The sequence below is a fragment of the Flavobacterium antarcticum DSM 19726 genome (genome assembly GCF_000419685.1).
GTDB lineage: Bacteria > Bacteroidota > Bacteroidia > Flavobacteriales > Flavobacteriaceae > Flavobacterium > Flavobacterium antarcticum.
In genome coordinates this window covers 1-12,283 of the sequence record NZ_ATTM01000001.1, presented here as the reverse complement: position 1 = coordinate 12,283, position 12,283 = coordinate 1, and the positions used below count along the sequence as shown (strand labels likewise).

Here is a 12,283-nt window from a genome sequence, read left to right as displayed (position 1 = left end):
TTTATTTAATATAAAAGTAAGAAAAAATGAAAAGGTAACCAAGGAAATTAATTATTCCAATATTCAGCTAAAACTCCGGCCTCTTCCTATTCTTCTTTGTTTCAGAAATACTCTTTTTATCCTTCATCCGTTTTCTAATGACTGACTTGGGAATTCTTGTCTCTTTTCTGATTTTATCAATGTGCAAACTTTGCGTGATTAAATCAAAAAAACGTTTGGTAACAATCGATTTGTTTTTAAACTGACTTCGGTCTTCGTCGCAGTTTAAAATCAGGATATTTTCTTTCGTTAATCGTGTCGCAAGTTTTGAAAGCACAAGTGGCTTTTCTTCTTGTGAAAATCCATTTGAATTTTCGACATCAAAATTCAAGACGACTTTAGAAGAAACCTTATTCACATTTTGACCTCCAGCGCCACTGCTTCGCACGGCTTTAAAATTCAGTTCCGATAAAATTTGTTCTTTATCCATTCGTTTGTGCCAAATTATGTTCGTTATTTTTTATAATTTTATGCCATTCGATATAAGCCATTACAGCAAGTATCGTAAATATAACAAATTGCAAGGATAAAATTCCTAATCCGCGATAACCATATAAAGGAATCGAAATTAAATCACCGATAATCCAAAGTGTCCAATTTTCAATTTTCTTAATCGCCATAAACCACATTCCTGTGAAGAAGATTCCCGAAGTAACCATATCAATATAATTCTCCTTCTCAATCGGTCGGTCAAAAAGTTGGTAAACACCGTACATGACTACCATTGTCACAAAAAACAAAACAACACCAATTATTTTTTGCTTTTTATTTGTTCGACTGATTTGATAAACAGAAACATTATTTTTCATTTTTGACCAACTGAACCACCCGTAAACACTCATGATTGTGAAATAGGCGTTTATGGTCATGTCAGCAAAATAGCCTGCTTTGTACAAAAGATAAGTCGTGAAAATCGTCGCTACCAAACCGGTTGGATAAACCAAAATATTTTCTTTTTTAGCATACCAAACGCTCATAATTCCAAAGAAAAAGACAATTATTTCAATAATAATATCGCGAAGCGGCGTGTCTTTATACGGTTCTAAAAAAAACTCAATCATTTAAAATTTGATTAAAAAATTCGATATTATTTTCAAAAGCCGTTCCAATCACTACCATTGTGGCACCAGATTTATACGCGAGTTCGATTCCTTCCTTGGTCCGAATTCCTCCACCAACAATTATAGGGATTTCAACCGAAAGGCTAAGTTGCTCAATCATTTCTTTAGAAACCGCTTTCAAAGCACCACTTCCAGCTTCCAGATAAATTAATTTATTTCCCATTAACTCTCCTGCTTGAGCTGTTGCAACCGCTTCATCAATATTTTCTCGCGAAATAGGAACGGTTTTAGTGACTCTTTCAACAGCCGTAATTCCACCACTTTCAATTAATAAATAAGCGGTAGGAATAATTTCCAAATTTGATTTTTTCAACAAAGGAGCAGACTGTACTTGATGTTCAATTAAATAATCAGGATTTCTACCTGAAAGCAAACTCAAGAATAAAATTCCATCCGCGTTTTGAGCAATTTGAGAAGGATTTCCAGGGAAAAGTACTACTGGTAGATGAGTAAACAACTTAATTTCAGCAATAATTTTTTCGATTAAATTAGAAAAGACAACGCTTCCGCCAATTAGAATGTGAGTCGCCGGAGATTGATTTATTTTGGCAACTAGCGATTTAATTTGCTCAACATCAACTTTATCAGGATCGAGTAAAACCGCTAATAAACGTCTATTTTCTTGAAAAGCAGTAGTAATTTCTTGGTATATTTTTTGGCTTCTTGTATTCATTTCGCGTAAAATTAAAGGTTTTTCTATTCACATTTTCTATTTTTAAAAAACAATTACCTTTGTGTAGATTTCTAACCCGATTTTAAAAATACACAATGATACAAAAGGAACTTTTAGACCATTATGGTGCTGTCGAAAAACGCTATGAAAAGTCGGATGTGATTTTTGAAGTCGGCACCAACGCTCATTATTATTACCAAATTATTTCAGGAGAAGTAAAAATGAATAATTATAATGAAGAGGGCAAAGAATTCATTCAAGGTTTTTTCAAACCCGGAGAAAGTTTTGGCGAACCGCCTTTGTTTGTCAACCGTTTGTATCCTGCAAATGCAATTGCCACGGAAGACTCTGTGATTCTTGCCATCAAAAAAGATTTGTTCAAGCAATTTCTCTTAGAACATCCAAGTGAAGCCATTTCGATCATTGAAAACCTTGCACAAAGGCTCCATTATAAAGCAGTTATGGCTGCGGAAATTGCGTCCGAAGATCCGGAACATCGTGTTTTACAACTCATTGATTATGCCATTAATCACTTTGATTTATCAAAAGACGACAATGGGTATTTAGTTGATTTCACCAGACAACAAATTGGCGATTTAACGGGATTACGTGTTGAAACGGTGATTCGTGCCATCAAGTCATTGGAAAAAAAGCAAATGCTAAAAATCATTAACCGCAAGGTATATCGTGAAATTTAGACTTATGACTCAAGTCATAAATTGAAAAAGGATGTTGGTGGTAAATTTGTAATTCAAAAATTTATACATCATGGAACTTTATCAAAAATCATTCGAAAATTTTAAAGAAAGCTATATCGCATTCAGCACATTAGCGGTAATTGGCCAAAGTTGTTTGGGATCTATTGCAGCAATGTACATTCTTTCTAATGGAACAAATCCTTTGCAAATGATTCAATTGGCAATTTTAGTTATCATTTGTATGAGTGTGAATACCGCAATTTTAGCGCAACTAACTCCTAAGACCGTTTTTAATTTAATAATCACTACCGTAATTTCAAGCGTTTTCTTTATCATTGTGAATACTTTAATTATTTAATGAAAAAGCAAATCGAATCTCGCGAAGACGTCTCAACTCTTGTTCACGCTTTCTACACAAAAATCAGGAAAGATGAAGAAATAGGTCATTTTTTTAATGAGCTCATCAAAGACTGGGACGAACATTTAGAAAAACTAACTGATTTCTGGGAGATGAATCTTTTTGGCGTTCGAAATTACATGGGAAATCCGATTGAAGCCCATATTGAAGTGGACCAAAAATTTAATGGAGTTATTTCGATGAATGAATTTGGGATTTGGCTCAACCATTGGTTTGCAACCATCGATGAACTTTTTGACGGTGAAAATGCCGAAACACTTAAACGTCGTGCTCGAAAAATGAGTTCAATGTTATATCTAAATATGTTTCACAGTCGAGGTTAACTATTTCTCAAAAGCGACAACGATTATATAATTTTCGACAATTTCAAATTGGATTGAAAATTCTTTTACTTCGGTTCCAAAAGTTAAAATCGCACTTGTTTTTCCGTCAGACATTTCGAATGGAAAAACCGAAATATGGTCTTTAAAACTAATTCCAACTTGGTTTTCAATTTTGAAAATCGCTTCTTTCACGCCCCAAATCACGGTGCTTTTTTGGATAAAATCCACGTCTTTTTCTTTAGGAAGGAAGTCAAATTCGGTGTCCATGAATTTTTCTGCAATCGTGATTATTTTTTCGCGTTGCATTTCGAGATCAATTCCCGCAATTTTTTCACTTACAATAATTGCCGAAAACTCGAATGAATGCGTGATTGAAATCAGTTTTCCATCTAATAAATTGGGCTTTCCCGTTTCATCGTAAAATAAATCTTCGTCCGAATAACCCACTTCTTGCAATAACTTTCGGATGGAAAGAAATCCTTTTTGGTGCGACAACGCTTTCATGTTATTGACGCGAACGAGACTGATGTCTTTCAAATAGACTTCGTCAAACAAATCTTCGAACGATTCGGTTATTTGCCATATCAGGACTTGAACGTTTTCGCCGATGTTGAATTTTTTATATAATGGCATGCGATAGTGTTTTTTTTAGCCCGGATGGAAACGGCATCCTTTTTTTAGATTTTGCGAAGCGAAAATTTAAAAAAAGATATAGTGTACAGCCGGATTAGCTCCTAACTAAAATTATTTTTTGAATTGGGATAATGCGTTTTTTGTAAATTCAGACAAGACTAATTTTCCTGAAATCGCTGCTCTTTCTAACAGTAGTGAATCCCAATTTGAAGTATTTTCCCATAGAATTCTTTTCATATCAGCGAGTGCTTCTGGATTGTAACTTGCTAGTTTTTGTGCTAGAAAATCAACTTCTTTGTCCATTTCGGAAATTGTTTCGTACACTTTCGCAAACAAACCACGTTCTTTTGCCCAATAAGCATTTTGCCATTCGTGACCTGCAATCGTCAATTCTGCTAAAGCGGCGGTTCCCATTTTTCGTTCTACAGCGGGTGCAATTACGAAAGGCCCAATACCAATTGTCAGTTCAGAAAGCTTGATAGCAGCGGCTTCTGTGGCGAAAGCATAATCGCAAGCGGCAGCAAGACCTACGCCTCCGCCAACCGTTTTCCCTTGAATGCGACCAATAATTAATTGAGAGCATTTTCGCATTGCATTGATGACATTAGCAAAACCAGAGAAGAATTTTTCTCCTTTTTCCAAATCGTCAATTTGGAGTAATTCGTCAAAAGAAGCTCCGGCACAAAATGCTTTTTCACCTTGGCTTTTTAAAATGATGACAGAAACGTCTTTGTTTTGAGATAATTTATTCAATTCATCTGTTAATCGTTGCAGCAGAAAGCTTGGAAATGAATTACTTGCGGGATGACCAAATTCAATAGTAGCAATTTTATTTTCGATTTTAGTATATAACGAACCTTCAGGTTGAGTGGTATTCATAGCTTTTAAATTTAAAGTAAAATTAAGAAAAAATGTCGTGAATGGGCTTGCTAAAAACTTTAAAATTTAGAACGATTGCTTATGTTCTTTGTTTTGTGTAGTTATCATTCTACAAAGCTGTACAACATATCGCACGGCATAAAAGAAAGCGTAATCGTAACTTTGTAGTCTATATATCACTTCCATTCAAATTATTTTTCAATAAAAATTTATTTTAAAAATAATAATCGAGCATTACTTTGACTGAAAATATAATTGCTCTTAAAAAATTTTATATGCTATCAAAATTACTTAAAATCCGTAGTATTAGTACTTTAGTATTGACTTTTGCTGGAACCCTTTTATTTGCACAAAGTCCAACAGCACCTGCTAAAAATTTCAATGTGTTTACTTTAGGCAATACTACATTGATAAATAACGAATCTGAAGGTCCAATCGCTATTGGTGGTGATTTAACCATTGCCGGAAGTTATCAGGTAGCGGCACACAGTCCCGGAACATTTTCAGTAAACAATGTGAAAATTGGACTACTGGTAAATGGAAAAGTAAACTACCAAAGTGGCAATGCTGTTCAAGTATTATCAAATGGTTATGTGAAAATTGGCAACGCAAATGGGTCTACTGTTTGGTATGCCGATCAAAATAATGCAACACCACCTATTCGTATTACTCCAAATTCTAATTATAATTCTTCACCAAGAATTGAGTTGAATAGTAACGCACCAAGTCTCGGTGTCAGCGTAAATAACAATCCTGTTTTTCAGGCAAACTTACTTGATTTCAATGCTGCTTTTCAAACTATGAAAGCTTCGTCCTTGAGCATTTCGCAGTGTACACAAAATATTCAATTGACAAATCCAAATGGCCAATCCATTACCAATACTACTTTAACGAATCAAGTTAAAATAAATCTGCAAGATGGAACTAATATTTGGAACTTAACTGGTGCACAGTTAAATAGTGTTGATGAAATAAGTTTTAACAACGTTAAACCAAGTGCCTCTAAAGTTTTAGTGATTAATGTGGACGCTTCGGGCACTTTTAATTGGGATGTGTGGAACCAAGGCGGAATTGGTTTTCAAGACTGTCTTTATATAATGTATAATTTTTACAACACTACTACTTTAAACATTAACAATGGAGCTGCAGTGGAAGGAACTATTTTTGCGCCATTTGCTGATATTTTTAAAGGTTTAGGGAATCAATCCAATATTGAAGGACAGGTTATTGCAAATAGTTTTCGCCATTCTGGTGGTGAAGTACATTATGCGATCTTTTCGCCCAGTGTAACAGGTTGTGCTGTTCCACCTGTTGTAGGAGTTAAACCAACTTCTGATTTTGATGTTAATAGTGCAAATCAATGCTTAAATTCAAATTCATTCGTATTTACGAATACATCTAATACAGGAAGCTATATGGATGTGACTGATCCAATTTCATACCTGTGGAAATTCGGTGATGGAACTACAAGTGCAGATATGAACCCGACGAAAGTATATAGTGCTCCAGGAACCTACATCGTAAAGCTTAAAGCAAGTAATAGTTACGGTTGGAAAGTAGCCACACAAACCATGACAGTTTATGGAACTACGCTTTCAACTGTAAATCAGTCGACCGTTAGTCAAGCAACAAATTCAGTAACAAAACAATTTGTGTTGACAAATAGCTTAGATTTCACCAGTTATTCTTGGGCAGTTTCTAATGGTGCCTCAGGTTTATTCGCCAACCAGGGAACCGTGAATTTTACCTTTACGCATGCAGGATATTATGAAGTAAAATTAACTACTACAGATGTTAACGGTTGCCAATATACCTCAACAATTCCTGTAAACATTGCTTCATCTGAAGTAAACACTGGAAACGGCGGTGGTCTTGAAAGTGAAAGTTTGGGAGATCAACTTTCAAAACAGTATGTTTCGCGTAAGATGAAAAGTATTCCAACCGAATTTGTAAAAAGTGCAGCGACTCGTTTTGATAAAGTAAAATTAGTTTCAGTAGATAATTTTTCACGTGGCGGAACAAGCGATTTAACCATGACTGAAATGTTTCCTACAAATTTGCAAAGTGGAGATGTAGCAGATATTACTTCGCCAACAGACATTTTAGATTACACAATTGCACAAGAAGTTTTAAGCGTTGACTTTTCAGTTGCAGGTTCAACTAAAGCTGTTGTTTTAGGGGTTCGCACAAAAGACAAAGTTTACAATCATACAAAAGCATCCTGCGATCGTCTTCGTGGTGCAGAAATTTTGAATGTGAAAACAGTTCAAGTGGGTGGCTATAATTTCTTAATGCAGGCAATTCAACAAAGAAATGGTGTTACAGAATATGCAATTTCATTTGCAGTTGGTAAAAATCATGGAGATAGTTTTTACACACTACAAACAAATTGGTTTGTAAAAGAATATGCGGTTGCAAAAGATGTTTACAATTTCCAAGTTTGGGCAACTTTACCAGAACAAACGACGAAATTAGTCAATGACATTTTGAACAATTTACAAGCTTCAAAACCTTTATTACAAACGGAAATTCAGAAAATGCCGAAAACTTATGCTTCAAAAATATCAAGAGAAGGATCCGATTTAGTTTTGAAATTGAAAAGCGTAAAAGAAGAGCAAAGTATCGAAATTTCAATGGATCAAAATTACAGCGAAACAAATGGTTTCACACACCGATACAATCCTTTGAAATCAGAAATCAGCCAAACAATTCGTTTGAATGTAGATGATTCTTATGAATTTGATGGGTTGATTTATGTGGAGGGTGACGTTCAAGATGCATTTTACCATGCAGATGGAAATTGGGGATTGGATTACGATCCAACTTATACTTTGATTAATAAATACACCGTTTCAAATAATTTTGAACGTGAATATAAAGAAGGAGAATTAGCAATTAACAGAAATGTGAATCTAGAAGTGCACAGCGAGGATGATTATGCTACGTTGTACAAATCTTTATTACCTGGACAGATTCCAGCGGATTATAACGAGTATCAATTTGTTTCGTTCAAAGCTAAAGGCAGTGGATTATTAGAATTAGGTTTAGTGAAGTCTTCCGTTGAAAACTGGAAACACCAGTACAGAGCGATGATTAATGTGGGACAAGAGGAAAAAACGTATTATATACCTTTTAAATTCTTTACTTCATCAAAATCAACTCAGACCATTAATGCAGATGATTTAACCATGTTGACTTTTACATTCTTACCGGTTGAAGCTAAAACTAAAGATTTGAATTTGACCATCGAAGACGTAAAATTCACAAAAACAGCACCTGATGGTTACGAGGAATTATTGTACACAATGAAAAACGAGTTCATGATATACCCAAATCCTTCTCGTGGAAATGTAAACTGCATGTTGTACAGCGAAACTACTACCACAGCTACTGCAACTTTATATGATGTCTCAGGTAAAGTGATTTACGCCACTGAAGTGAAATTAAAGGAAGGTAAAAACGAAATGGATTTTAACTTCAATGTTCCTACAGGAGTGCTATTTTTTAGTATCAAAAGTGATAAAGTAAACTACGGTACTTCAAAAATATTCTTTAAATAACAGTTTTATTTTAGCGATAAAAATCAAGCCAGCACATTTATTTTTGCTGGCTTTTTTGTTTACTAACAAACTGTACAAAGTATTTTTTTAGTACCACAAATAAACTATATTTGCTTCTGAATTGGGGATGTAGCTCAGTTGGCTAGAGTGCTTGACTGGCAGTCAAGAGGTCGTGGGTTCGAGCCCCATCTTCTCCACAATAACAATCAAGCACTTACAACTTTAATGTAGGTGCTTTTTTATTTTGCCTCCAACATTACGGCAACATTAAGTATATTTGGTTATGATTAATTTTCAACCTTCAGCAATTGTAAAATTTCAAAATTTTCTTTCGACAGATAATATTGACCATTTGATAGAAGAATTTATCAAGAAGAATATTAACGAAGAAGAGCAACCATTTCATGTCGATTCTTCAAGAGGTATTGTAACTTATTACAATTCTATTAATAATGATTTTGAAGAAACCAAATTTGAAGAGCAACTATCAGAGTTACTCTTGAGGATTACAAATGAAATTAAGACCGAAATTGAACTCTCAAACATCAAACTAAATAAAAAAGAATTACTTAAATATTGGAACGGTCTACTAAATTCATTTGACTATATCGAAGCTAATAATTCTAGAGTTATAAATAATTTTCCTGCTTGCTTAAAACCAGCACTAGAGATTAAATCATACTTAAAAGAAAAACATTCCTTTCCATTAGAAAATGACAATTACGGCGGTTCATATTTTACTTTAAAACCAAAATATTCTAGAGCTGATTTACTAAAAATCTATTCATTTATAGAGGACAACGCATTTATTAATTCTGATGAATACAGCTTTGAAGACTTTTATTCTTTACTCAATTATGTTAGTGAAGATATTGTAATGCAGTTTGACTGCTCAACTGAAATAATGGTATCCCTACTGGACCACTTATCCACTTTGTTTACAGACTTCACTAGAAAAAAAATTGAACAATCTGGAAGATTTAAGACTAAATCAGGAACAATTTTATCTGTCAGTAATTATGACAACACAATAAGAAGAGTAGCCAAAAAGAACAGTTCAGAATTAAACATTGTACACGATTTCTTTTCTAAGAACTTTCCACAATAGTCTTAGAGCACCTTCTCACACATTTTCTCACACACTTCTCACACATAAAGGAATTTTCTTTCTGAAAATTTTAATATTGCACCTCACGATGCCTAAATTTTATGCTAGCAAGGTGTCATAAATTTAAATATTATGAGAAATGTAATGAACGCAGAAAATCTTCAAAGAGCACAAGTAATAGCTCATAAGGAGATATTAAGTTTTAAAGAAGCGCTAGTTTACCTAGATGTGAGTGAATCTTCTTTATACAAATTAACGCACAGAAAAGCCATTGAGTTTTTCAAGCCTAACGGAGGTAAAATTTATTTCAAAAAGATAGATTTGGACAATTGGATGTTAGAAATTGAATCAGAAAGTAAAAGAGTTTTAGAGGAAAGAATTTTTAGCCATTTAAAAAGAAATTGTAATGGTTAGAAGATTAATTGAACAACCTATTTACAATAGGCTTCCGGAAGATTTAAAAGCATTGTGTGGACCTTTTGCTACCCGGGAAAGAGATATTGTGCTTTTATCGAGTTTAGGCGTATTGAGTAACTGTCTTCCAAATGTATACGGTATTTACGATGGAGACACTATTTATCCACAATTGTATTTGATGATTATTGCTCCAGCAGCATCAGGAAAAGGGGTCATGAATTATTCAAGACTTTTAATTCAGCCAATTCATGATAAAACTTTTACTAAAAGCAAAAGTGACCACCAAATTTGCGAACAAAAAAACAGAAAAAGCAAGGATGAATTTAAACAATGTCCTGATATAGAAGTTAAAATTTTACCTGCTAATATAAGTAGTGCCGAAATGCACGCTTTTTTGAGTTCTAATAAAGATGGTTTGCTCATAATTGAGTCAGAAGCAGATACAATGAGTAATATGCTGAAAAATGACTGGAGTAATTATTCTGATGTATTAAGAAAAGCATTCCATCATGAGCCAATATCTATAAGTAGAAAAACAGAGAAGGTGTTTGTTGATATTAAAGAACCAAAATTAGCAATGGTAATTAGTGGTACACCAGACCAATTGCAGCCTTTAATAAAATCGAGAGAAAATGGTCTGTTTTCTAGGTTTATGATTTATAGTTTTGACGAAATTAGTGACTTTAAAGATGTTTTTGCGGAGAAGACAAGGAACAACAAATTGATTTTTGAAGGTGTAGGGTCAGTTATATTTGATTTATATGGACAGCTGTCGACGCTGACAAAACCTATTGAATTCTCTTTTACCGAAAATCAAAAGAAAAAGTTTTTAGATATAATTAAACCTATAAGGACAGACGTCGTAGAAAACCATTCACAGTCCTTTGTTTCTAACGTACACAGACATGGTTTGATTCTCTTTAGAATAGCGATGATATTAACAGTATTGCGTAACAAATCAGCTTTTAAAAACAAAGAAAAGTTAATCTGTTCGGACTTTGACTTTATGACTGCAACGTGGTTAATGAAAACATTGTTAAGACACAGTCAATTTACTTTTGACTCAATTGAAACTGGAGGAATATCATTACAAGATGGAAAAATTTTAGATGACTTGAACACTAATTTCACAAGGAAAGAAGCAATTGAAATCGGTAAAAAATACGATATACCTACAAGAACTATCGATGATAAATTAGTTCAATGGAAGACAAGAAAACACATTTTTAAAGACAGCAGAGGTAAATTCAAAAAATGCTAATGTAAGTATGTAATTACTGCAACAACTGTAACAACTGCTCTAATTCTAGAGCAGTTATTTTCAAACACTTAATATAAATATATAATGATAAGAGCAACAATCAAACTGATGCTTGATGGGAAACCTATGGCTGATGGTAAGCATGCCGTATACTTGAGAATTCTTAAAGATAGACGACAAAAAAAAATAAGTTTAGGACTAAATTGTAAAAAAGAAAACTTTGTGAATGAATCTTTTACAAAAGCTCATCCATTGTATCATGATGAGAACGAAATTCTGTTAATGTTAAAGACTAGAGCTTTCAAAATAATAACTGAATTTAAGAGAAATGAGACCGATTTCACATTAGAGGAATTTGAAGAAGCCTTTAGAGATGATAAAAAACAGAAAGAGATGAGCGTCATTGACTTTTTTAATGAAATCATAGAGGAAATGATGAGGTCTGGAAGGATTTCCAATGCTAAAGCCTATCTAAGCACTAGAGATTCAATAATCAAGTTCAAAGGGAAGAGCATTAAGTTTAAAGAAATTACGACAACCTTCCTAGATAAATACGAAGTTTTTCTTCGAGAAAATGGAAACAATCATGGAGGTATTGCTTTTAAGATGAAGGAGCTCAAGGCTTTATTTAATAAAGCGAGAAAAAGAAAGTTGATTCCAAAAGAGCCATATCCATTCGAAGATTATAAGATTTCTAAACTAAAATCTGAAGTATCAAAAGTTGCCTTGACAATTGAAGAATTTAAAAAAATAAGGGATTTAGATTTAAGTTTTCATTCTCATCTAGTTGAGGCACATAATTACTTTATGTTTTCTGCCTATGCTAGAGGGATGAATTTTAAAGATATGGTAGACTTAAAATGGTCCGTGGATATACTAATTTAGCTGGGAGTTTAAGTTAAGAGAAAAAAACTTAATTTTAACTTATGACAACAGATAGAAAAAAATATGATGCAGCATTTAAGATAAAAGCTGTAGAATTAAGTAATGAACGTTCTAACATTACTGAATTAGCTAGAGAATTAGGTATCCGAGTTAGTATGCTTTATAAATGGCGCAAGGATTACGATAAGTTTGGTGCTGTTAGTTTTCCTGGTAATGGAATTATAAAACAGACAGCAGAACAAAAATTAATTAGCGAATTAGAGGCGAG

Annotated in this window: 14 protein-coding genes and 1 tRNA gene; 10 read left to right on the top strand and 5 right to left on the bottom strand. The window is 33.6% G+C overall.

Annotated elements, in window-relative coordinates:
- Positions 1 to 67 precede the first annotated feature (67 nt).
- From arfB to YWA_RS0100065, 3 genes are read right to left on the bottom strand one after another with little or no spacing between them, the layout of a single operon-like run.
- Positions 68 to 469 (bottom strand): alternative ribosome rescue aminoacyl-tRNA hydrolase ArfB, encoded by a 402-nt coding sequence (gene arfB, locus YWA_RS0100075; protein WP_022826450.1) that lies wholly within the window; start codon positions 467 to 469, stop codon positions 68 to 70.
- Positions 462 to 1,100 carry a nicotinamide riboside transporter PnuC gene (gene pnuC / locus YWA_RS0100070; protein WP_022826449.1) on the bottom strand — a complete coding sequence of 213 codons (639 nt, stop codon included), beginning with the start codon at positions 1,098 to 1,100 and terminating at the stop codon, positions 462 to 464. Before pnuC ends, arfB begins: the two co-directional genes overlap by 8 nt.
- Entirely contained in the window at positions 1,093 to 1,833 is a 741-nt protein-coding gene (locus YWA_RS0100065) for a geranylgeranylglyceryl/heptaprenylglyceryl phosphate synthase (RefSeq protein ID WP_022826448.1), read from the bottom strand. Before YWA_RS0100065 ends, pnuC begins: the two co-directional genes overlap by 8 nt.
- Before the next feature lie 95 nt (positions 1,834 to 1,928).
- Here YWA_RS0100065 and YWA_RS0100060 point away from each other — a divergent pair, with 95 nt between their 5' ends.
- From YWA_RS0100060 to YWA_RS0100050, 3 genes are all read left to right on the top strand, one after another.
- Positions 1,929 to 2,531 carry a Crp/Fnr family transcriptional regulator gene (locus tag YWA_RS0100060; RefSeq protein ID WP_022826447.1) on the top strand — a complete coding sequence of 201 codons (603 nt, stop codon included), beginning with the start codon at positions 1,929 to 1,931 and terminating at the stop codon, positions 2,529 to 2,531.
- 70 nt (positions 2,532 to 2,601) lie between these two features.
- The gene (locus tag YWA_RS0100055) at positions 2,602 to 2,889 is read left to right on the top strand and encodes a hypothetical protein (protein WP_022826446.1); all 288 of its coding nucleotides are present in this window, start codon (positions 2,602 to 2,604) and stop codon (positions 2,887 to 2,889) included.
- Positions 2,889 to 3,272, top strand: a complete 384-nt coding sequence (locus YWA_RS0100050; protein ID WP_022826445.1) for a group III truncated hemoglobin — start codon at positions 2,889 to 2,891, stop codon at positions 3,270 to 3,272. Before YWA_RS0100055 ends, YWA_RS0100050 begins: the two co-directional genes overlap by 1 nt.
- Here YWA_RS0100050 and YWA_RS0100045 read toward each other — a convergent pair whose 3' ends face one another.
- Both YWA_RS0100045 and YWA_RS0100040 read right to left on the bottom strand, forming a co-directional pair.
- Positions 3,273 to 3,905: a 4'-phosphopantetheinyl transferase family protein gene (locus YWA_RS0100045; RefSeq protein WP_022826444.1), complete on the bottom strand. Its 633-nt coding sequence runs from the start codon at positions 3,903 to 3,905 to the stop codon at positions 3,273 to 3,275. It lies immediately after the preceding gene.
- 111 nt (positions 3,906 to 4,016) lie between these two features.
- Positions 4,017 to 4,784: an enoyl-CoA hydratase/isomerase family protein gene (locus tag YWA_RS0100040; RefSeq protein ID WP_022826442.1), complete on the bottom strand. Its 768-nt coding sequence runs from the start codon at positions 4,782 to 4,784 to the stop codon at positions 4,017 to 4,019.
- A gap of 275 nt (positions 4,785 to 5,059) precedes the next feature.
- On the opposite strand from YWA_RS0100040, the gene YWA_RS15240 reads away from it, so the two are divergent.
- The 7 genes from YWA_RS15240 to YWA_RS0100005 all read left to right on the top strand — a co-directional run.
- Positions 5,060 to 8,344: a collagen-binding domain-containing protein gene (locus tag YWA_RS15240; protein ID WP_022826441.1), complete on the top strand. Its 3,285-nt coding sequence runs from the start codon at positions 5,060 to 5,062 to the stop codon at positions 8,342 to 8,344.
- A 123-nt stretch (positions 8,345 to 8,467) separates the two neighbouring features.
- Positions 8,468 to 8,541 (top strand) — tRNA-Ala (locus YWA_RS0100030).
- An 86-nt stretch (positions 8,542 to 8,627) separates the two neighbouring features.
- Positions 8,628 to 9,452: a hypothetical protein gene (locus YWA_RS0100025; RefSeq protein WP_022826440.1), complete on the top strand. Its 825-nt coding sequence runs from the start codon at positions 8,628 to 8,630 to the stop codon at positions 9,450 to 9,452.
- A gap of 144 nt (positions 9,453 to 9,596) precedes the next feature.
- Positions 9,597 to 9,866: a helix-turn-helix domain-containing protein gene (locus YWA_RS14435; protein WP_051126910.1), complete on the top strand. Its 270-nt coding sequence runs from the start codon at positions 9,597 to 9,599 to the stop codon at positions 9,864 to 9,866.
- Complete coding sequence (locus tag YWA_RS0100015) at positions 9,859 to 11,130, top strand: DUF3987 domain-containing protein (protein WP_022826438.1); 1,272 nt, start codon at positions 9,859 to 9,861, stop codon at positions 11,128 to 11,130. Before YWA_RS14435 ends, YWA_RS0100015 begins: the two co-directional genes overlap by 8 nt.
- An 84-nt stretch (positions 11,131 to 11,214) precedes the next feature.
- A complete protein-coding gene (locus YWA_RS14430; RefSeq protein WP_022826437.1) occupies positions 11,215 to 12,015 on the top strand; it encodes a phage integrase SAM-like domain and Arm DNA-binding domain-containing protein in 801 nt (266 codons plus the stop codon).
- A 41-nt stretch (positions 12,016 to 12,056) separates the two neighbouring features.
- Positions 12,057 to 12,283, top strand: a 227-nt coding sequence (locus YWA_RS0100005; RefSeq protein ID WP_022826436.1) for an IS3 family transposase, incomplete at its 3' end; no start/stop codon positions are given.

What these genes read in the sequence shown, in the direction of transcription:
- YWA_RS0100015 (WP_022826438.1), top strand. Translation starts at nt 9,859, where the DNA reads ATGGTTAGAAGATTAATTGAACAACCTATTTACAATAGGCTTCCGGAA.
- pnuC (WP_022826449.1), bottom strand. Translation starts at nt 1,100, where the DNA reads ATGATTGAGTTTTTTTTAGAACCGTATAAAGACACGCCGCTTCGCGAT.
- YWA_RS0100040 (WP_022826442.1), bottom strand. Translation starts at nt 4,784, where the DNA reads ATGAATACCACTCAACCTGAAGGTTCGTTATATACTAAAATCGAAAAT.
- YWA_RS15240 (WP_022826441.1), top strand. Translation starts at nt 5,060, where the DNA reads ATGCTATCAAAATTACTTAAAATCCGTAGTATTAGTACTTTAGTATTG.
- arfB (WP_022826450.1), bottom strand. Translation starts at nt 469, where the DNA reads ATGGATAAAGAACAAATTTTATCGGAACTGAATTTTAAAGCCGTGCGA.
- YWA_RS0100025 (WP_022826440.1), top strand. Translation starts at nt 8,628, where the DNA reads ATGATTAATTTTCAACCTTCAGCAATTGTAAAATTTCAAAATTTTCTT.
- YWA_RS0100045 (WP_022826444.1), bottom strand. Translation starts at nt 3,905, where the DNA reads ATGCCATTATATAAAAAATTCAACATCGGCGAAAACGTTCAAGTCCTG.
- YWA_RS14430 (WP_022826437.1), top strand. Translation starts at nt 11,215, where the DNA reads ATGATAAGAGCAACAATCAAACTGATGCTTGATGGGAAACCTATGGCT.
- YWA_RS14435 (WP_051126910.1), top strand. Translation starts at nt 9,597, where the DNA reads ATGAACGCAGAAAATCTTCAAAGAGCACAAGTAATAGCTCATAAGGAG.
- YWA_RS0100060 (WP_022826447.1), top strand. Translation starts at nt 1,929, where the DNA reads ATGATACAAAAGGAACTTTTAGACCATTATGGTGCTGTCGAAAAACGC.
- YWA_RS0100055 (WP_022826446.1), top strand. Translation starts at nt 2,602, where the DNA reads ATGGAACTTTATCAAAAATCATTCGAAAATTTTAAAGAAAGCTATATC.
- YWA_RS0100065 (WP_022826448.1), bottom strand. Translation starts at nt 1,833, where the DNA reads ATGAATACAAGAAGCCAAAAAATATACCAAGAAATTACTACTGCTTTT.
- YWA_RS0100050 (WP_022826445.1), top strand. Translation starts at nt 2,889, where the DNA reads ATGAAAAAGCAAATCGAATCTCGCGAAGACGTCTCAACTCTTGTTCAC.